14 protein-coding genes, 1 pseudogene and 1 riboswitch are annotated in these 19450 nt (G+C 70.7%); of the genes and pseudogenes, 3 read left to right on the forward strand and 12 right to left on the reverse strand.

Going from position 1 to position 19450, the window contains the following annotated elements; all coding sequences use genetic code 11:
- Window positions 1-129: 129 nt before the first annotated feature.
- The 4 genes and pseudogenes from BM076_RS06635 to BM076_RS06650 all read right to left on the reverse strand — a co-directional run bounded on the left by BM076_RS06635 (window position 130) and on the right by BM076_RS06650 (window position 6049).
- The gene (locus BM076_RS06635; RefSeq protein ID WP_093712427.1) at window positions 130-774 is read right to left on the reverse strand and encodes a DUF3159 domain-containing protein; all 645 of its coding nucleotides are present in this window, start codon (window positions 772-774) and stop codon (window positions 130-132) included.
- Window positions 771-1406, reverse strand: a complete 636-nt coding sequence (locus tag BM076_RS06640) for a TetR/AcrR family transcriptional regulator (RefSeq protein ID WP_093712428.1) — start codon at window positions 1404-1406, stop codon at window positions 771-773. Before BM076_RS06640 ends, BM076_RS06635 begins: the two co-directional genes overlap by 4 nt.
- 783 nt (window positions 1407-2189) lie before the next feature.
- Window positions 2190-4895, reverse strand: a pseudogene (locus BM076_RS06645) (family 78 glycoside hydrolase catalytic domain); the annotation flags it as partial.
- Complete coding sequence (locus tag BM076_RS06650) at window positions 4892-6049, reverse strand: SGNH/GDSL hydrolase family protein (RefSeq protein ID WP_093712429.1); 1158 nt, start codon at window positions 6047-6049, stop codon at window positions 4892-4894. The pseudogene BM076_RS06645 and the gene BM076_RS06650, both read right to left, overlap by 4 nt.
- 643 nt (window positions 6050-6692) lie before the next feature.
- Between BM076_RS06650 and BM076_RS06655 the strand changes: the two genes are divergently transcribed.
- Together BM076_RS06655 and BM076_RS06660 are read left to right on the forward strand one after the other, a co-directional pair.
- The gene (locus tag BM076_RS06655) at window positions 6693-7916 is read left to right on the forward strand and encodes an MFS transporter (protein ID WP_245795803.1); all 1224 of its coding nucleotides are present in this window, start codon (window positions 6693-6695) and stop codon (window positions 7914-7916) included.
- 100 nt (window positions 7917-8016) lie between these two features.
- A complete protein-coding gene (locus BM076_RS06660; RefSeq protein ID WP_093712431.1) occupies window positions 8017-9327 on the forward strand; it encodes a PP2C family protein-serine/threonine phosphatase in 1311 nt (436 codons plus the stop codon).
- Between the two features lie 501 nt (window positions 9328-9828).
- On the opposite strand, the gene BM076_RS06665 is transcribed toward BM076_RS06660, so the two are convergent.
- The gene (locus BM076_RS06665; protein WP_322934425.1) at window positions 9829-10437 is read right to left on the reverse strand and encodes a histidine phosphatase family protein; all 609 of its coding nucleotides are present in this window, start codon (window positions 10435-10437) and stop codon (window positions 9829-9831) included.
- 201 nt (window positions 10438-10638) lie between these two features.
- Between BM076_RS06665 and BM076_RS06670 the strand changes: the two genes are divergently transcribed.
- Window positions 10639-11226: a Chromate resistance protein ChrB gene (locus BM076_RS06670; protein ID WP_218160048.1), complete on the forward strand. Its 588-nt coding sequence runs from the start codon at window positions 10639-10641 to the stop codon at window positions 11224-11226.
- A 107-nt stretch (window positions 11227-11333) separates the two neighbouring features.
- Here BM076_RS06670 and BM076_RS36485 read toward each other — a convergent pair whose 3' ends face one another.
- From BM076_RS36485 to BM076_RS06705, 7 genes are read right to left on the reverse strand one after another with little or no spacing between them, the layout of a single operon-like run.
- Window positions 11334-11783, reverse strand: coding sequence for a universal stress protein (locus BM076_RS36485; RefSeq protein WP_177246353.1), 450 nt, complete (start codon window positions 11781-11783; stop codon window positions 11334-11336).
- Window positions 11784-11827: 44 nt separating this feature from the next.
- Window positions 11828-13888 (reverse strand): proton-conducting transporter transmembrane domain-containing protein, encoded by a 2061-nt coding sequence (locus tag BM076_RS06680; protein WP_093712434.1) that lies wholly within the window; start codon window positions 13886-13888, stop codon window positions 11828-11830.
- Window positions 13885-14670: an NADH-quinone oxidoreductase subunit B family protein gene (locus BM076_RS06685; protein ID WP_093712435.1), complete on the reverse strand. Its 786-nt coding sequence runs from the start codon at window positions 14668-14670 to the stop codon at window positions 13885-13887. The genes BM076_RS06680 and BM076_RS06685 overlap by 4 nt, the downstream gene beginning before the upstream one ends.
- Entirely contained in the window at window positions 14671-16191 is a 1521-nt protein-coding gene (locus BM076_RS06690) for a hydrogenase large subunit (protein WP_093712436.1), read from the reverse strand. It lies immediately after the preceding gene.
- Window positions 16188-17654 (reverse strand): proton-conducting transporter transmembrane domain-containing protein, encoded by a 1467-nt coding sequence (locus tag BM076_RS06695; RefSeq protein WP_093712437.1) that lies wholly within the window; start codon window positions 17652-17654, stop codon window positions 16188-16190. Before BM076_RS06695 ends, BM076_RS06690 begins: the two co-directional genes overlap by 4 nt.
- Window positions 17655-17660: 6 nt before the next feature.
- Window positions 17661-18344 carry a hydrogenase gene (locus BM076_RS06700; protein ID WP_177246354.1) on the reverse strand — a complete coding sequence of 228 codons (684 nt, stop codon included), beginning with the start codon at window positions 18342-18344 and terminating at the stop codon, window positions 17661-17663.
- The gene (locus BM076_RS06705) at window positions 18344-19306 is read right to left on the reverse strand and encodes a respiratory chain complex I subunit 1 family protein (RefSeq protein ID WP_093712438.1); all 963 of its coding nucleotides are present in this window, start codon (window positions 19304-19306) and stop codon (window positions 18344-18346) included. Before BM076_RS06705 ends, BM076_RS06700 begins: the two co-directional genes overlap by 1 nt.
- Before the next feature lie 45 nt (window positions 19307-19351).
- Window positions 19352-19417: riboswitch (Fluoride riboswitch) on the reverse strand.
- Window positions 19418-19450 lie beyond the last annotated feature (33 nt).

A 19450-nucleotide genomic window follows, 5' to 3' on the forward strand; every position in this document is an offset into this window, starting at 1 on the left:
GTCCGCCGCTCCAGCGGATGGCGTGCCAACTTCCTGTGCGGAAGGATCCGCTGGATTGCTGCGCCAGTTGGACCACCCGCGGTGTCCTGTCGCTCTCGCCCGGGACCTTCGTCCGGGGTGTGTGTTCGGTCAGGCGGACGGTTCGCGGTGGTGTTCGTCGTGGAGGCCGGCGGCGTACGCGGCTGCGAGGACGACGAGGGTGACGGGCAGCCCCAGCGCGATCTTGACGGTCAGCAGCCAGGCCACCGGTTCGTCGTTGAGGTAGACGACAGCGAGTGCGAGTGCCCGGAGAGCCAGGGCTGTTGAGCCGAGGGCGGTGGCCAGGATGTAGGCGCGGCGGGCGGAGGGGTCGGTGCGCCAGAGGAGGGGTTCGCGGCGTGCGACGCTCCACAGGACACCGACCAGGGGGCGCCGCACGGCGAGGGAGACGGCCAGGACGGCCGCGATCGAAAGGTCGACGACGATGTCGGTGAGCAGGCTGTCGGCGGCCGATCCGGTCTGATGGGCAATGATGGCGGCCACCGCGAGGCCGACGGTCCCGCCGATGACGGGGCGCATCGACAGCCTGCGCCGGATGCGCGAGGCAAGCACTACGGCGACGGTGAGCACGCCGGTGCCCAGGCCCCACCAGAAGCCCGTGCCGGAGGCCGCCGCGACGAAGACGATCGCCGGGAGTTCGGGGGCGACGGCTCCCGAGCGCCGTATCGACTGCCACGCCGAGCGCACCGCCTGACGCGTGGTGTCCTCGCGGGCGGTCGCGCCGGCCGGCTTCATCGGTCCGCGCCCGGGGCCGGGAGGGCATGGTCCAGGGAGCGCCGGGCGGCAGCCGGGTCGTCGCCGTAGCCGATGAGCAGGCGCAGGGTCATGTCGGACAGGACGAGGCGTGCTTGCGGCTCGGGCAGGGCGCCGGACAGGACCATGGTGACGATTCCGTGCCGCATGCTCCACAGCTGCGCGGCCCACATCAGCACCATGGTCGGCTCGACACCGGGCAGCCGCTCCGCGTCGATGCAGCGTCGTACCGCGTCCGCGATCCGGTCGAACGCGGCCGCGCCGGCGTCGTCGTCCCGCACGGGACGGTCGATGAACATCGCCCGGTACAGGTGTGGTTGGCCGAGCCCGAAGGAGAAGTAGGCGTCGCTGACGCGGGCCAGGTCCGCCACCGGGTCCGGCGAACGGGGGATGGCGTCGGCCACGGCGGCCAACCGGGCGAAGCCTTCGACCCGCACCGCGTGCTGGACCTCTTCCATGCTGCCCAGATGGGTGTAGATCGCCATCGTCGAGCGCGATGTCTCCGCGGCGAGCCGCCGAGTCGTCAAGGCGGCCGTGCCGCCCTCGGCGAGGATGCGTGCGGCCGCGTCGATGAGCAGAGCACGGACGGCGGGATCGCGTCGCTGCGGGCTCACCCGTCCACTTTTGCATAACAGCGATATATATTCAAGGCGCGAGTAACTCCCCGCCGTGTACCTCGACCACGACGCTGACGTGGGTCTATGGGCGGCCGTAGGAGCGGACGGCCGAGCAGGCAGGGCGGCCGAAGCCGTTCACGGGGTCGGGTGGGTCTCGGGCCGCGGTCGGCCCGGTCATTGGACGAAGCAGGTCTTGGGCCGGTCCGGCGCGGGATCGCCGAAGACGGCGTTGGTGCAGGCCGTGCCGCCGGTGAAGGTGCCGTAGGCGTAGCGGCCTGCGGCTCCGAAGGCGACCTCGTGCGTTCCGGTGAAGACGCAGCCGGCGGTCTCCGCCGCGCACGGCGTCCATGTGGTGGCCGCCGGCGGCGGTGCGGTCAATGAACAGGACTTGGACACGTTGGTGATGGGGTCGCCGAACACCGTGTTGGTGCATGCGACGCTGCCGGTCGCGGTGGTGTAGGCGTACTTGCCTTGTGCGCCGAAGGCGACGGTCTGGGTGCCGCTGAAGGAACAGTTTCCCGTCTCGACGGCGCAGGACTGCCAGACCCCGGTGGCGGGTGGCGCGGTCTGTGCGTAACAGACCTTGGACACACCCTGGTCGGGGTCGCCGAACACCGTGTTGGTGCATGCGACGCTGCCGGTCGCGGTGGTGTAGGCGTACTTGCCTTGTGCGCCGAACGCGACGGTCTGGGTGCCGCTGACGGCACAGGTGCCCGTTTCGGCGGCGCAGCGCGTCCAGGTGCCAGGCAGCGACGAGGTCGCGGCGGGTACGAGCGAGCCGGTGAAGTGCCAATTGCCGGAACCGACGGCGTACGTGGTGTCGGTGCCGGTGGTGTTCTGCTGCGTGGCACCGCCGGCGGGGCTGACGGACGTGGCGCCGCCCTGCCCGAAGTGCGGGACGTGCACGGTCGCGGTCGCGCCGACCGGGACGGTGACGTCCAGTGCGATCCGGGTTCCGGTGACCGTCCAGGAGGAGGCGACGGTGCCGCGTACGGTGTCGACGGAGGCCGCCACGTGCTGCAGCCCCTCGGGAATGCGGGGGTTGACGTCCACGGTGGCGTAGCCGGGTGCGGCCGGCTGGATCCCGGCGAGCCGGGTGTAGAGAGAGGCGTTGATCCCGCCGAACATGGCGTGGTCATGGGTCTCCATGGACGAGGCGTACGTCCACTCCTCCCAGTCCGTCGTCGCGCCCTTGCCGATTTCGTAGCCGAAGCCCGGGTAGCTCGTCTGGTCCAGGACCGTCATCGCCACATCGGTGCGGCCGATCTCGGTGAGCGCGTCCATCAGGTAACGGGTGCCGAAGATCCCGGTGTTGAGATGACCGCCGTTGGTGGTGAGGATCGTGTCGACCAGCCGCGCGCCGACGGCCGCGACGTCGGCGGCGGGCACCATGCCGAAGGCGAGCGGAAGGATGGCAGTGGTCTGGCTTCCGTCGCCGTAGCTCGCGCCGTCGGCGTTGAGGAATCTCTGGTTGAACGCCTGCTTGATGGCGTCGGCGACCTGCGCGAAGTGCGTGGCGTCGGCGCTCTGACCGAGCGCGGTCGCCGCCTTAGCGACGTCCTGCGCCTGGACGTACGACAACGCCGTGTTCACGATGGGGACTTCGCTGGTGCAGTTGCCGGCACCCGGGCTTCCCATGCCGCCGTTGGCGTTGCCGCTGAGATCGGGTGGCCACCAGTCGCCGAAGCCGGTGGTCCAGATGTGGCCGGGCACGGCCGCCGCACCGTCGTCCACGAACTTCTTCATCAGCGGATACGTCGCCGCGAGCGTCGCCCTGTCGCCGTACTGCTGGTAGAGGGTCCAGGCCAGGGTGATCTGGTCGCCGCCCATGTCGGGTTGCAGGGCGTTGCCGCCGTCGCTGGGCAGCGCGGTGCCGGGCGGCATGTCCCGCAGATAGTTGATGTAGTAGGTGTCCATGCCGAATTCGACGGTGGACGCGTCGTGGTACGCCTGTACGTCCATGCCGGGCGGTGTCCGCTCGTCGCGCACCGGATTGTCGGTGGGCGTGCTCATCGAATTGTTGAGGATCGTCCAGCGGTTGTTCTGCCAGATCCTGTTGAGCAGCGCGTCGGAGGAGGTGAAGGTGCCGGTGGAGGGGACGGAGGCGTGCACGACACGCGCCTGGACACTGCTCAGCGTGGGAGTCTGCGGGTCCCCGGTGACCTGGAGATAGCGGAAGCCGTGATAGGTGAAGCGCGGCTCGTAGACCTCCGTCGATCCGGTGCCGGCCAGCGTGAAGGCGTCGGTGGAGCGGGCGTTGCGGTTGGTCGTGGTGTCGATCGTGCCGTTGCCGAGCAACTCTTCGGCGGTGCGCATCGTAACGGTCGCGCCTGCCGGACCCTGGGTGCGCAGCACCTCCCAGCCCGCGATGTTCTGGCCGAAGTCGTAGACGTAGACGCCCGGTTGCGGCTGGGTGAGCTTCACCGCGCCGAGGGTCTGTGCGACGGTGATCGGCGGCATGGTGTCCGCCTGGAGCGCTCCGCTGGGTGCGGCGACCTGCCGCACCTGCTGCCAGCCGCTGTCGTCGTAGCCGGGCCCGTCCCAGCCGGTCCGCTCGAGGCGGGCGTCGTAGGACTCGCCGTGGTAGATGCTGTCGCCGGTGATCGGTCCGGTCGCCCACTTCCACGTGCCGTCGGTCGTGATCGCCTGGTGGCTGCCGTCGGTGTAGGTGACGTCGATGTACAGCAGGGCCTGTTTGGGGCCGGTCCACCGGAAGCCGTACGGGCTGAAGTTCGCGTCGTAGCCGTTGCCGAGCCACAGCCCGGCGGCATTGGCGCCCTGCCGGAGATCGCCGGTCACGTCGTAGGTCGCGTACAGATCGCGCTTGTCGTACGGCGTGCTCGCCGGGGTGAGCACGCGGTCACCGACCTTGGCCCCGTTGAGGCGCAGTTCGTAGAAGCCCAGCCCGAAGGCGTACGCGCGGGCCTTCGCGACCGGCTTGGCCAGGGTGAAGCCGGTGCGCAGCAACGGGGCGGTGACCGTACTGGAGGAGGGACTGATCCACTGTGCGCCGTGCCAGTCGGCGGCGCTGAGCAGGCCCGTCTCCCAGTGCGCGGGAGCGCTCCACGCGGAGGCGGCGCCGTGCACGTCCCGCACCCGCACCGCCCAGTAGTAGGTGCGCTGCGACACGAGCGCGGGCCCGCCGTAGGCGACGGCCACCGAGTTGCCCGACGCGACCTCGCCGCTGTCCCACACATTGCCGTTCTCCGCGGTCAGCGCGCTGACGCTGTCGGCCACCAGAATCCGGTAGGACGACTGCTGTTCGCCGTTGACGGGGGAGGTGAGCCGCCAGCTCAGCGCCGGACGCGGATCGTCGATGCCCAGCGGATCGGTGGTGTTGTCGGCCTGGAGGCCGCTCACCGACACCTCGCCGGCGGTGGGTGCGGCCGACGCGGATCCGGGCAGCACGACACAGGCCAGTACGAGGCCGAGGAGCGCGGCCAGCCGTACGCCGGCCGCACGTACGGGGCGTCGGCGCCCGTTCACGCCAGGCTCCACTGCTGGTTGGTCCCGCCGTTGCAGTCCCACAGCTGGAGCCGGGTGCCGTCGGCGGTCGAGAAGGCCGGGTCGTCGAGGCACCGCCCGGAGGCGGGGTTGCGCAGACCGCCGTCGTACGGCTGCCACTGCTGGTTGCCGCCGCCGTTGCAGTCCCACAGTTCGACCGGGGAGCCGTTGTCGGTGGCGGCGCCGGTCACGTCCAGGCATTTGCCCTGCGCCCGTACGGTGCCGTCCTGCCCGGAGGTCCACACCTGGGCCACCGTGCCGTTGCACGTCCACAGCTGGACGGGCGTACCGTTCGCGGCCGAACCGGCGTTCAGGTCCAGGCACTTGCCCGCCATGCCCGACTTGAGGACGCCGGTCACGGGCTGCGGAGCCCGCAGCCATCCGGCGTTTGCCGCGGCCCGCACCCCGGCGTGCCACGCGTCGGCCATCTTCCGGTAGCCGGTGTCATTGGGGTGCACCTGATCGGCGAGGTCCGCGGTGGTGAGGGCGCCCATGTCGACGAAGCCGACGTGCCGGCCCGCCGCCTGTTCGCTCGCCACGATGTCGCGCACCGCCGCGTCGTACGCCGGCTCGGCCTGCGCGACCTGCGGCGACGTCGAGGGCGGCAGATCGGCGAGCAGGACGGTCGCCGTCGGATCGTCGGCGAGGACCCGGTCCACAAGGGCGTGCAGCCGATCGGGCGCGGTCGCCACCTGGTACCCCTGGATCAGGTCGTTGGTGCCGAGCATCAGCGTGACCAGATTCGGCTTGTACGTGGACAGCGTCGTATCGGCGAGGGCGGCGATCTGGTCGATGCGCCAGCCTTGGTGCCCTTCGTTGTCCGGATCGGACATGGTGCCGCTGCGCATCGAGCCGACGAAATCCAGGGTGTACCCGTCACCGGTCAAGTCCCCGGCCAGCGCGGCGCGGTAGCCGTTGCCGGTACTGCTGGCCTCGCCCCAGGTGATGGAGTCACCGAGCGGTTCGAGACGCAGCGGTACGGTCGTGGCGTCGGCGGCGGTGACCGTCGCGGGTCCGGACCGTACCGCCCGCGCGGGAGGCGTGTCCGCCGCATGCGCGGAGGGGGCGGCGCCGCACAGCACACCGGCGCCGGCCAGCGCGGCGGCCATGACCGCCGACAGAGGGCCTCTTCTCATGTCGCGTACTCTCCTCGGGCTCAGGGAGGTTGGGGGGAACGTGACAGGCGCCGCCGGGACGGCCGGCGGTCGGCCGGGCGTCAGTGTGAGGTCGTGTTCGGATCCGAGTCAATGACTCACGCAAGGCCACTTTTCCGCACGGGATGCCACCGCTTCACGGTCATGTCGATGACCGGCGGTTTTGATCGATTCATTGGATCAGCGTGCGAGAAGAAATCCGCAAGCTGGCTGAATGGTGAGGTCGTGACCGGAGTGAGCGTGCTCAATAATTGAACGATTCAAGGCCATCCCGCCGCGGTTCGCGGGTCGGACGCGGGCCGGGTTCTGGACCAGCCGCAGGGCCGCTCCGCGATGTCGGTCGACGACGTACGGCGACCAACGGTCGGACGATCCGAAAGCCGCGCCATCGCGTCGACCGTGTCCTCGACCGGGCCGTCGAGCATGTCGACGGCGGTCCATAGTGTGATGCCAAGAAGCTAACAATTGTGCCAGCAACATCTAACGACTGTTATGTTCTTGATGGAGCGACGCGTGTCCAACAGCCCTTCCTTGCGGGGCTCCGCGTGTCGGCCGGGGGTGATCAGGACGTGTGGGTCATGGCGATGCCGGACCTCGACCCTGCGCCGGTGTCGGGGACGGAAGCGTGAGGGCGGCCGGCCCCTCGGCTGCCGCCGACATTCCGGTCGCGGGGCCCGCGATGTCGCCGTGGCGTTTCGTCGTGGCCTTCGGCACGGTCAGCATGCTGGCCGACTTCGTCTACGAGGGCGCGCGCTCGGTCACCGGTCCGCTGCTCGCGTCATTGGGGGCCTCGTCCCTGGTCGTCGGCGTCGTCACCGGCGTGGGCGAGGCAGCGGCCCTGGTGCTCAGGCTCGTGTCGGGTCCGTTGGCCGACCGCAAGCGGAGATTCTGGGCTTGGACGGTCGCCGGATACGTCCTGACGGTCGTCACGGTGCCGGTCCTCGGTCTTCCCGGAACGCTGTGGGCGGCGAGCCTGCTGGTGATCGCCGAGCGCGTCGGCAAAGCCGTCCGCAGCCCGGCCAAGGACACCCTCCTCTCGCACGCCACCGCCGTGACCGGCCGTGGCCGCGGCTTCGCCGTGCACGAGGCGATGGACCAAGTCGGCGCTCTGATCGGCCCGTTGGCCGTGGCCGGTGTACTGGCTGTCAGCGGTGGCCGGTACGGCCCGGCGCTCGGCGTGCTGGCCGCCCCCGGCGTCGCAGCGCTGGCCGTACTGGCGTGGCTGCGTGCTCGGGTGCCGGAACCTGTTGCGTACGAGCCGATGGGCACCGCGCCGTCCACCGGGGCCGGGCAAGGTGTCGGCCTGCGGCTGCCACGGGAGTTCTGGTCCTACGCCGCGTTCACCGCGGCCACGCTCACCGGCTTCGCGACCTTCGGAGTGCTCTCCTACCACCTCGTCCAGCGCCACCTGGTGCCCACCGCCGGGGTGCCGGTGCTGTACGCCGCCGCGATGGGCGCCGACGCGCTGGCGGCGCTCGGGACCGGCTGGGCGTACGACCGGGTCGGCCCGCGGACCCTGGCGGTGCTTCCCCTGCTGGCCGCCGTCGTACCCGTGCTGGCGTTCACGAACACCGTCGCCCTGGTGGTGATCGGCGCCCTGCTGTGGGGCGCGGCGATGGGGGTCCAGGAGTCCACTCTGCGTGCCACCGTCGCCGACCTGGTGCCGCCCGGCCGACGCGCGACCGCGTACGGGCTGTTCGCCGCGGTCATGGGCGTAGCCACCGCGCTCGGCGGCGTCCTGGCCGGTGCTCTCTACGCGTACTCGATTCCCGCCCTGATCACGGTGACCGTCGCCGTCCAGGCGGTCGCCCTCGGCCTGTTCGCCATGGCCGGGCCGCGCCATGGGTGAGCCGACGCGCGGCAGTACGCGTAGTGCAGATGGCACGAGATCGTCGCAGAATTGCAGGAAAGCTGCGTAAGCGGCAGATGAATGGAGGAGGCAGGACGACGTGGCGCACGACGACGAACTGCTCGCACGGACGCGACACGATCTCGCACGGGCCGAAGAACGGCTTCGGCTGCTGTCCGACGCCAGCGTGGCGCTGGCGAGCATCCTCGACGCGGACGAGGCGCTGCGTCGGCTGGCGAGACTCACCGTGCCCTCGGTGGGGGACGCCTGCGTCATCGATCTCGTCGAGGAACGCCAGGTGCGGCGCGTCGCCGTCGTCCATCGCGACTCCGGCGGGCCGCCGCCGGAGGGGCTCGGCGCTCCGACGCCCTGGCTCGACGACTCGGCGGCTCCACTGGCCAGGGTGCTCCGCGGCGCCGGCCCGGTGGTGGTGCACGATGTCTTCGCCCTGGAGCAGCCGGGAACCCTCGGGCGGAATCAGGACGACCTGTACCGTCGCCTCGACGCGCGGTCGGCCCTCATCGTGCCGTTACAGGCGCGCCGTACCGTCCTCGGTGCGCTGAGCGTGTTCCGCGCGGCCCGGGCCGCGGAGTTCGACCGGGAGGACGTCGCCTTGGCGTCCGATCTCGGGCATCGTGCCGGACTCGCGTTGGAGAACGCGCGCCTCTACGCCTTTCAGCGGCACACCGCCGAACAACTCCAGCGGTCGTTGCTGCCCGACCTGTACGGACTCGGCCACCTCGAACTGGCCGCGCGCTACGTCCCTGCCAGAGAAGGTGCCGAGGTCGGCGGGGACTGGTACGACGCCTTCCCCCTCACCGACGGCTCCGCCGTCCTGGCCATCGGCGACGTCGTCGGCCACGATCTGACGGCCGCCGTTCGCATGGGTCAACTGCGCAACATGCTGCGTGCGTTGGCCTACGACAGCGGCGACTCGCCGGCCGGGGTGATGCGCCGGCTGGACGGGGTCATGCAGGGATTGAGCACCACGGAGCTGGTCACCTCGGTCATCGTCCGCGTGTACGCGCCGCCTGCAGGACCGTGGATCGCCCAGTGGACGAACGCCGGTCACCCGCCGCCTGTGCTGGCCGTTCCGGGAGCGGGCGGCCGTCTCCTGGAGGAGGGCCTGGCACCGGTCCTGGGGGTGGATCCCGCACTGGAACGCGGCGACGCCCTGGTGGTGCTCCCCGCGGGGGCGACCCTCCTGCTGTACACGGACGGGCTGATCGAGCGGCCGGGCGAGGACATCGGCCGGGGGCTGACACGGTTGCGCCAGCAGGCTGCCGCCCTGGCGGACCTGCCCTTGCCGCGGTTCTGCGAGGAGCTGCTCGCGCGGCTCACCGACGGCCATTACGACGACGTGGCGATTCTGGCGCTTCGGGTCCCGGGCCGTGCAACGACCGCGAGCTGATGCCTCGTCCGGGGCAGGTACGGCACACGGTCCGGAGGACGGGATCGCTCTCCTGACCGTTCGCTACCTTCTCCGCCGGGAGCGCTCCGCGGGTTGCGTGACGACCGACAGCCAGGAGATCGCCCCGACGGCGACGGCGATGATCACGAGGGAGCCGAGAGGAAGAGGCCACACGAGTGCGACGACGCCCGCCAGTAGCGCACCGCCGAGAAGACAGAGGACCAGCATGGCGAGCATCGCCCCGAACTGACGCAGGCGGCGTGCCGAACCGGTGGGAGGCTGTTGCGGTCCCTCGGGCGACGGGGTCCGTGCGGGGCGTCCGGACATGGCTCTCCTACCTTTGAAGGTAGGGACCGTTGGCGGCCGTCTGCCGCGGATGTCGGCGAGCCCCTCCGCCGCACAACGGCACGAGGCTACCGGATCCGGCGTGACAACACCGGCTTTCCGACGTCGACGGGTCATGGTTCGGCCGGATGCGTCATGACCGGTGCGGTCCGTGGGTCAGCGAGCCGCGGGCGTGTTCCACTGAGTGATCACCGGCCGGCCGTGTTCGCGGGTCAGCACGCTGAAGGACCCGACGGACAGTGAGAGCAGGCGGCCGGACTGCGGAGGCATTCCCAACCAGCGGGCCGACAGGATCCGCAGTATGTGGTCGTCGGCCACCATGGCCACATGACCGTGCTCCAGAAAGCGGCGTGCCCGAGCCAGCACGCGATCGGCCCGGGCACCTACGTGGGCGAGACTCTCGCCGGGTGTACGGCCGGGGACGACACCGTCGTCCCAGAGCAGCCAGTCCGGATGGCCGGCGCGTTCCCTCGTCTCTGCGAGCGTCAGGCCCTCGTAGCCCCCGAAGTCCCATTCGGCGAGGTCGGGGTCGATGCATGTCTCGTGCCATCCGGCCAGCGAGGCGGTGTCGCGAGCCCGTGCCGGCGGACCCGTGAAGACGCTCAGAAAACGCCAGGCCGACAGCGCACGGCCCAGGGCGAGGGCCTGATTGGTACCGGTCGAGGTGAGCATCACCTCGCTGACCCCGGTATGGCGACCTGCTCTGCTCCATTGGGTCTCGCCGTGGCGTACGACGACGATGGCACCCACAGCACTGTGCGGCAACGCGGCCTCCCTACCTTTCGGTAGGGACCGTTGGCGGTTGCTCGTCCGCGGTTGTCGGCGGGCCCCTCCGCCATCGCGGGAACTGTACCTGAACCCGGTGCGCGTCAGGCACCGCTCGGCCACCGCGAGGTCCGCATATGAAGGGCCGGGAGGCCGTCATCGCTTACGGAGGACGGCAGGAGCTGTCGGTAAGGTGAGCGCGTGACCACGACAGGGAAACCCGGCAAGGCGGCGAACGGCCATGCCCCTGACGTGGACGGCCTTCGCTGGCTGGTGCTCGTCTACAAGATCCCGGCCGAGCCCAGTCGCCTGCGGGCCGGGGTGTGGCGCAAGATCAAGAATCTTGGCGCCATCTATCTGCAGAACGCGGTCGCGGCCCTGCCGCACAGCGCCGGCGGGGAACGGGCCTTCCGGATGCTCCGTAACGAGATCACGGAGATGGGCGGCAGCGCCTTCCTGCTCGAATCCGACGTACTGTCCGGGAGCGCGGACGCGGTCGACGCATTCAACGCCGCCCGGGACACCGAGTACGTCGAGATCGTCGACAAGTGCCAGGATTTCCTCAAGGAGATCGAGAAGGAGGAACGCGCCTCCCATTTCACCTTCGCCGAGCTGGAGGAGAACGACGAGGACCTGACCAAGCTGCGCACCTGGCTCGGCAAGGTCGAGGCGCGTGACCTGCTCGGTGCCTCGGGCCGGCCCGCCGCCAAGGAGGCCCTGCTCGCCTGCGAGCAGGTGCTCGAACGCTATGCGGCCCGCGTGTACGCCGAGGAGGAAGGCGCGCACTGACCGGCTGGTTCACCGCCGTGATCGTGCCGAGCAGGACGAGGGGGCGCCGGTTGACGTGGCGGCGCCGTTCTTCACGGCCTGAGGCATGCGCCGGGCTCGGCCCGCCTTCACCGGGTCGCGGTGGCGCTCACCAGGAGAACGGGCAGATCGGTGTCCTGGACCATGGCGCGGGCGACCGGGCCGAGGCCCGCGATGCGCAGGCGGCTGTCCTCGCCATGGCGCCCGACGACGACAAGATCGCAGCCGTGGTCCGTGGCGCAGGTGCGCAGATCGTCGGGGACATCGGTGTGCTCGCCCCATTCGAGGCGGACATGGGCGCCACGAGTCGGTGCCGTGTGGACGCTTCGTGTGAACTGGTCCTCCAACCAGTCGCGTTGGGCCTCCATGTCGCGGCGCTGTTCGCCGCGGGTCTCGGCATGCTCCGGCGGTGTGAGGACTGCGCGGGCGATGACGGTGCCCTGGCCGTCCGCGAGGGACAGGGCTGTGACCAGGGCGGTATGGGCGGCCGGGGAGGCGTCCCAGCCGACCAGGATTCTGTGGAACGGGCCTGCGGGCATCGCGGGGTTCTCCTTCGTACCGGGCCGCGCGGGCGGTCCGGAGATCATGCCAGGCCCGCAACGACTGCGAGCAGGGCGACCAGGACGATGAGCATGTAGGCGAGATAGGCGTCGAGGTGTCCGGACTGGAGCCGTTTGACGGTGATCACCAAGGCACGCAGAGGACGCAGAAGCGGACGGTAGACGTAGGTCTCGACCACTTCCACCACGTCCGACGAATAGTGGAGCACGCCGCTGGTCGCGACGGTCGTGGTCGGTTCGGGCGGTGCGGACGCGGGGGCCTTCGTCGGGCCGGCGCCCGTGCTGGTGCGGGTGCGGAGGACCCCCGCCAGGACACGGCGGGTCGGATTGGCGTATCCGAAGGGGGTGTACTGGTCGTCGCCGTGCACGCCACTGCTCGCCGAACGCCATGCGGGGGTGCGCCGTACGCGCAGCGCCGATCCGCGCGAGGCACCGATCAGCAGGACGGCCACGACGGCGAGCAGCAGGGACGGCATCATGATCCACAGCCAGGTCGGGGAGAGGATCGAGAAGTCGGCGAAGACCGGCTGGACGACCCAGGGCGATTTGAGCGCGCCCCGGCTGGTCGGCGCGGCCACCAGATCCCGCAGCCCGCGGGCCAGGACCCGGATCTCCAGGGGAGTGAGCGCGGCCAGTGCCAGACCGCCGACGGTCAGGACCAGCACACCGGCCCGGCCGGTCGGGCCCAGGTCGGCGTGGCGGGAGACCGCCCCCTTCGAGTCCTCGGTTCGTGGGCCGAGCACGATCATGCCGACGACCCGGACGAAGGTCACCGACGCGAAACCCGCCGTGAGAGCGACGAGCGCGCCCGCGACGGCGAAGGCGAGCGCGTACGGGAGGTGCGGCAGCCGGAACTGCTGCATCAGGGATTCGAGCAGGAACCACTCGGAGACGAATCCGGTGGTCGGTGGCAACCCGGCCAGCGTCACCGCCCCCGCCGCGACCGCCACCCCGGACCACGGCGATCGGCGGCCGGCGCCGCGCAGCCGTTCCAGGTCGCCTGTCCCGGTGTCCGACTCCAGTCCGGCCGCCCCGGCGAACAGCAACGTCTTCGCGACGGCGTGGGCGACGATCTGCAGCGTCGCGGCGATCAGCCCGACAGCGGTGAGCCTGGCGTTGTCGCGGCACGCACCGATCAGCGCCACCGCGTAACCCGTGCAGATCAGCCCCGCGTTCTCCACGCTGGAGTACGCGATGACCCGCTCCAGGCGGCCCTGCACGGCGGCGTGGGCGATTCCCAGCAGCGCGGTGAGCGAGGCGAGGATCAACAGGGTGACGGCGAGCCACACCGGTGGGCGGCCCAGCAGTTCCAGGGTGCGCCACAGCCCGTAGAAGCCGGCGTTGACCGCGACCCCGGCCATCAACTGCCGGAGCCCGGCAGGAGCGGCGGCGTATCCGCGGGGCATCCATACCTGCACCGGGACCAGCCCGACCTTGATCACGAAGCCCGTGACCAACAGCACCCACACCGCACTGTGTACGGCGCCGGGTTGCAGATGGGTGAAGCCGGGCAGGGCGAAGCTCCCAGTCCGTGCCGACGCCAGCAACATCCCCAGCATCAAGGCGGCCCCGGACGCCTTGCCGAAGCCGACGGTGGCCAACGCCGCGCCTGTACGGCGCCGTTCGGCCGCCGTGAGCAGATAGAAGGCGAGCGTCAGCGACTCCCATGCCAGCAGGAACAGGAAGACATTGTCCGCACTCTCCACCACGGCGACCGAGGCGAGCAGCAGTGCCGCGTACGCGGCAGGCCCCCGCCCCGCGGGCCTGCCCGGTGCCCAGCCTCCGGCGGTCAGGCAGGCGCCGACCGCGACGGCGAAGGTGAGCAGCCAGAACAGCCCGGAAAGCCGGTCCACCGCGAGCCCGCTGTCGCCGAAGCCGAGCCACTGGCCGAAGCCCAGCCGTGGGATCTCCTGTTCGCCCCGTAGCGCGAGCGCGCCCACGGCGGCGAGACAGCCCGAGCCGCCCGCGCACAGAAGGTAGGGGAGGGCCGCGTGCCAAGCGCTGCCGCGGACAGGTCTCGGCAGCAGATCAAGCACGGCCGCTGCCGCGAACAGCAGCATTCCGACAAGGATCGCAGTGTTCATCGCGCCGCCTCCGACCCGCTGAGCCGGCCGGTGGCAAGGAGCAGCGCGTGCAGCAGCGAGAAGGGGCTGGGCGGCGATCCGGGCACCCAGATGTCCACGTCCGCCAGCGGCGCCACACCCCCGTGCGTGGCGTAGGAGTCGGCGAAGACACCGCCGCCGCACGCGTCCGTGCCGGCGGCGATCACCACGACCGGTCGCGCCGTCGCCTCGTAGGTGCGGCGCAGCGGGGCCGCCATGCCGCGCGCCCCTGCGCCGGTGACGAGCAGCACGTCGGCATGGCGGGGGCTCGCGGTGAAGAACATGCCGAGCCGGTGAATGTCGTAGACCGGATTGGTCAGGGCGGCGATCTCCCACTCCTCGCTTCCGTCGGAGCCCGCGTCGACGTGCCGGATGTGCAGGGAACGCCGGAACCGCGCGGTACGGGCGGCGAGTTCGGCGCGCGTCCGTTCGAGCGACGCTTCGTCCTCCTCCGCACGAGGTACGACCAGGGCGGTACGGGCGATGACGGCGGTAGCGGTCCCCGCCGCCTCGGCGAAAGCGTCGGGTCGCAGCCGGATGCAGCGGCGGCACATCACGCAGCGCCCGCGATCGACGCGCGTCCCGTCGGCGCCGGAGGCGATTGCGCCCGTCGGGCACAGGGCCGCGGCCTCGGCGGGGTCCGGTGGCGGGAGACCGGGACGTACGGCGACGGCGGCGGGAAAGCCGTCGGCGTACGCGTCCGGCCGGGCGGGGTATCGGGTCGTGACCACACCTTCGCGCAGGCCGCGCAGGAACCAGGGCATCTACACCGCCACCCCTGCGATGGACAGGCCGAAGCTCGCCTCGATGAACGGGAAGTCGGTGAGGATGTCGCCGGCGAACACCTCGTGGAACAGCACGAGATTGTGGAAGGACGCCGAGCGCGGGGCGCACCGAACAACCCGGCCCCGGTCGAAGCGCAGCACGTACAGGGTTTCGCCCTGCGGCCCCTCGGCCCACCCGGCGCTCTCCCCGCTGAGGTCGTCGGGAAGGGGGACGGACAGCGGTGAGCCGTCGGGCAGAGCGCGTAGTTCGTCCACGACTTGGCTCAACAGCGCGAAGGAATGGGTGAGTTCGTGGCCGCGAACCCGCGTGCGGGCCATCACATCGCCTTCCGTGTATTGCGGTGGCGGCCCGAGCGCCAGCGAACCGTAGGCGTCGTACGGGCGGTCGGTCCGGGCGTCCTCGGCGCAGCCGGACGCCCTGCCGATCGGGCCGAGGGCGCCGTGGCGGCGGGCGACCGGCATCGGGAGCGGACCGGTTCCGCGCAGCCGGTCGAGGAAGGACGGCGTGCCCATCGCGGCCCGCCAGTCGGCGGTGACGGCCGAGTGCAACCGGTCGAGTTCGGCCCCGAGTTCACCGGGCGGGACTGCGGGCAGCGCCCGTACGCCGCCGGGCATGACGACGCTTCGGCCGAAGCGGCTGCCGCACAGCCTGCCGTTGAGCCGCAGCACGCGCTCTTTGTGCACGCCGAAGCGGGCGGTCGCCACAGCGAGCCCCGCGGCGTCGGTGAGTTTGAGCATGACGTCGAGGTGATTGGCGATCCGTTCCAGTTCGGCGTAGAGGACCCGTACGAGTCGTCCGGCCCATGGCACATCGACGCGGGCGCAGGTTTCCGCGGCATGGCAGAAGGCCAGCGCGTGGGCGACCGACGCGATGCCCTCGACGCGTTCGGCGATCAGCACGCCCTCGTCCACCGTGCGCCGCTCGAATGCCTTGGACACTCCGCGGTGCTTGTGGAAGACCCGGATCTGCACCCGCGGGATGTCTTCACCCGGGGTCTCCACGAGGTACTCCACCGACTCCAGCACTCCGGAGCGGACCGGGCCGTGCGGGATGGTGAAGACGCCGGGCCCGGTGAGGGCCCGGGGGAGGGCGCTCTCCTCCGGGTCGATCGGTTGCGGACGGTGCGCGGTGCCGGGCAGCGGCGCGTGCCCGGGGTCGCGCAGCGGCAGCAGCAGGGGATCGAGCCGGGGGTGTCCTTGAGGGACGACGCCGAACAGATCGTGCAGGACCCGCTCGTACCAGAAGGCGGCGGGCAGGTCGGTGGTGAGCGCGGGATATTGGAGTCCACCCGCCGCCAGGTCGGTGTGCAGGACGAGCGGTTCCGGCGCCTGGCCGGGAAAGAGGTAGGCGGAAAGGCGTACTCCGCCATCGCTCTCGGCGGAGCCGAACAGCCCCGCGAAACGTGCTCCTTGGTCCCCGGCGACCAGTCGTGTCACCTCGTGGCGCCACCGGTCCGGCGGAAACGAGGTGGCCGGGGACGTCTGCCGCGGTGCCGTCATGCCCGCCCTCCCAGTTCGGCCGCGCCTCGTGACAGCAGGTGCGCGAGGTCTGCCGGCGGATGCAGCCCGAGTACGACGAGCGCGATCACCCCGGCAAGCACCGGCGCCACCATCCACACGCTCGGTTCGCCCCGGTCCGGCCGCCCGGAGCCTGCCGTCGCCGGGGTCATCACGATGCGGGTGGCGGCGACCGCGAGCCCCATGAAGGCCAGCGTCACCAGGACGACGAGGACGGCCGCGGGACCGTAGCGATCGGCCCGCAGCCCGCCGGCGACGATCTGGAACTCGCTGCGGAAGATGCCGAACGGCGGCATCGCCGACAGGGCGAGAATCGCGGCGAGGAACAACGGCGCCGACCAGGGCAGCAGTTCGGCGCCGCCCCGCAACTGCCCGATTTCCTTCGTGCGGTACTTGCGCACCAGCGCGCCGGCCCCCATGAAAGCGTTGCCCTTGGCCGCAGCGTGCGCCAGGACGTGCAGCAGCACTCCTGCCGAGGCGAGCGGTGCGCCGAAGCTGACGCCGATGGCGAGGATGCCCATGTGCTCGACGCTGGAGTACGCCAGCAGCCGTTTGATGTCGTGCTGATCGAGCAGGTAGAGCGCGGCCAACAGCAGCGAGGCGATGCCGAAGACCAGGAGGACCGTCTGCGGGAAGCGCGGTCCCAGGCAGGCCGTGGCGACCTGGAAGTAGCGCAGCACGGCGTAGAAGCTGACGGCCAGCAGCGAACCCGACAGCATCGCCGAGACGGGGGTGGGCGCCTCCGCGTGGGCGTCCGGCAGCCAGGTGTGAACGGGCACCAGGCCGACCTTGGTGCCGAAGCCGAGGACGGCCAGCACGAAGGACAACCGTACCGCCGTGTGCGGCAGGTGCGGGGCCGCGTTGAGGAGCGGGGGGAACGCCAGGTCGTAGGTCTGGCCCAGTTCCTGCGCGCCGGCGTAGTACATGAAGATGGTCGCCAGCAGCGCCACGCCCAAGCCGACGGAGGCGATCAGTACGTACTTCCAGGCCGCCTCGGTGGCGCCCTCGGTGTTCTCCACGGCGACCAGCAGTGCGGAGACCACCGTGGTGATCTCGACCGCGACCCACAGCAGTGCCAGACCGTCGACCAGCGGCGCGCAGAGCATGGACCAGGCGAAGAGATTGAAGCCGAGGTAGAAGCGGCGGGCGTAGCGGGGGAAGTCGTGCGCCTTCTCGTCGTGGCGCAGATAGCCGATGCTGTGCGCGCCGCAGGTGGCGTAGACGAACGCGGTGGCCAGGACGAACACCGTGGACAGGGCGTCGGTGCGCAGGATGCCGATGTGCACGTCACCGTGGGAGGCGTGCGGCACGAGGGCGAGTGCGAGGCCGAGACACACGATGCCCGAGGCCACGGTGAGGCCCTGAACGATCCGCGGTGGCGCGATGAGGGCAGCGGCGGCCGGAAGGAGCGGCACGAGGGCCAGCAGGACGAGGACGGTGGTCATGCCCGCTCACCCGCGCAGACTGGTCAGCGAGGCGGTGGACAGGGACGACGTTCTGTGGTGGTGGACACGCATCAGCACGCCGAACACCACGACGGCCACCAACAGGTCGAAGAGGAACGCCACTTCGATGATCAGCGGCATTCCGGCGGCCACCACGAGCGAGGCCAGGGACACCCCGTTCTCCAGCGAGAAGAAGCCCACGGCCTGGGAGACGACGTCCCGGCGGACGATCATCAGCACGAACGCGACCAGCACGATCGACATCGACAGGCCGAGCGCCGCCTGCGGCAGATACGGGCTGCTGATGTCGAGCGAACCGACGGCGAAGAACCCGACACCGGCGAGCGCCAGGGACAGCAGCGTCGCACTCGCCGCGCCGATCGCCCCGGAGCCCGCGATCTCCGCCCCCGCGTCCCGCAGCAGCCGGGTGATCACCCACGGCACGGCGATCACCTTCAACGCCAGCGACACGGCGGCCAGGGCGTACAGTTCCGGCAGCTCCCGGTCGGCTGCCACGATCGCCGCGAGCCCGGACACCAGCAGCGACTGCACCGCGTACAGCCGCACCTGGGACCGGGACAGGGTCGCGCGGAGCATCGCGAATTCGGTGAGCAGCAGCAGGACCGCGACGGTGTTGGTGGCGCCCTCGAAGGTGGTCGGGGCACTGTCGGCGGCGAGCGGGACGGGCATCAGCCGCCTCCCAGATAGAGGGTGAACACGGCCAGGACCGCCAGCAGGAACGCCGCCGACACGAATTCGGTGATTTTGAACAGCCGCAGTTTGGCGAAGGTGTTGTCGATGACCGCCACGACCAGGCCGAGCACGAGTGCCTTGCCCAGCAGCGCGAGGACCGCCAGCGCCACGGGTCCGGCCGAGGTGCCGGAGGCCAGGCCCCAGGGCGCCAGGAACACATCGATGAGGATCGTGTAGAGGATGAGTTGCTTGCACGCCGAACCCCACTTGAGCAGGGCGAAATACGGCCCGGAGTGCTCCAGGGCGCGGGCCTCCTCGATCATCCCGAACTCGTTGGTGCCGGTGTGCGTCTCCACCGGGATACGGGCGGTCTCGTAGAGGATCACCAGGAACAGCGCGGCGCTGGCCAGCAGATGGGCCGGTCGGATGATCTGATCCGCCGAGGACCGTACGGTGGCGGCCTGCGCGTACGGCAGATCCGTGGTGGTGACCAGCGCGACGGTGAAGACGACGAAGAGCACAACGGGTTCGGTGATCGCGCCGAACGTCTTGGAGCGGCTCGCGCCGAGCTGCGCGTAGGGCGCGCCGGTTTCGGCGGCGGCGACCGCGACGCAGAAGCTCGCCAGTGACAGCAGGAAGCCGCCGCCGATGATGTCGCCCATGTAGCCCAGCGGGAGCCCGAACGAGGTGAGGACCGGAATCAGCAGCGGCACCGTGAGATAGCAGGTCATCGCGATGACCGGTGCCAGCAGAAAGAAGCGGCTCGCCCCTTCCGGCGCCAGCGACTCCTTGCCGAACAGTTTGGCGAGGTCGTAATACGGCTGGAGTACGCGCGGGCCACGCCGCCCCTGCATGCGCGCCTCGGCCTTGGCGATCGCACCGGACAGGCCGGGGGCGGCGACCAGTACGGTCAGCGGTTGGAGAACCTGTACCAGGGGAACGGGCAGTACAGCGCTCATTCGCGGGCCTCCACCGGACACGGGCACCGGAGATCCGGTGCGGATTTGTCGGTAGAAGCCATCAGCGGCGCACAACCGCGGTTGAAGGCGAGCCTCATCGCCTGGGTCCCATGGTGGGCGCACCCCCGTCACCCGTCAACGGGC

It is taken from the genome of Actinacidiphila alni (genome assembly GCF_900112845.1).
GTDB lineage: Bacteria > Actinomycetota > Actinomycetes > Streptomycetales > Streptomycetaceae > Actinacidiphila > Actinacidiphila alni.

Coding starts and splice junctions, on each gene's coding strand:
- BM076_RS06635 (WP_093712427.1), bottom strand. CDS start 774: ATGAAGCCGGCCGGCGCGACCGCCCGCGAGGACACCACGCGTCAGGCG.
- BM076_RS06650 (WP_093712429.1), bottom strand. CDS start 6,049: ATGAGAAGAGGCCCTCTGTCGGCGGTCATGGCCGCCGCGCTGGCCGGC.
- BM076_RS36485 (WP_177246353.1), bottom strand. CDS start 11,783: ATGCCCGCAGGCCCGTTCCACAGAATCCTGGTCGGCTGGGACGCCTCC.
- BM076_RS06680 (WP_093712434.1), bottom strand. CDS start 13,888: ATGAACACTGCGATCCTTGTCGGAATGCTGCTGTTCGCGGCAGCGGCC.
- BM076_RS06685 (WP_093712435.1), bottom strand. CDS start 14,670: ATGCCCTGGTTCCTGCGCGGCCTGCGCGAAGGTGTGGTCACGACCCGA.
- BM076_RS06690 (WP_093712436.1), bottom strand. CDS start 16,191: ATGACGGCACCGCGGCAGACGTCCCCGGCCACCTCGTTTCCGCCGGAC.
- BM076_RS06695 (WP_093712437.1), bottom strand. CDS start 17,654: ATGACCACCGTCCTCGTCCTGCTGGCCCTCGTGCCGCTCCTTCCGGCC.
- BM076_RS06700 (WP_177246354.1), bottom strand. CDS start 18,344: ATGCCCGTCCCGCTCGCCGCCGACAGTGCCCCGACCACCTTCGAGGGC.
- BM076_RS06705 (WP_093712438.1), bottom strand. CDS start 19,306: ATGAGCGCTGTACTGCCCGTTCCCCTGGTACAGGTTCTCCAACCGCTG.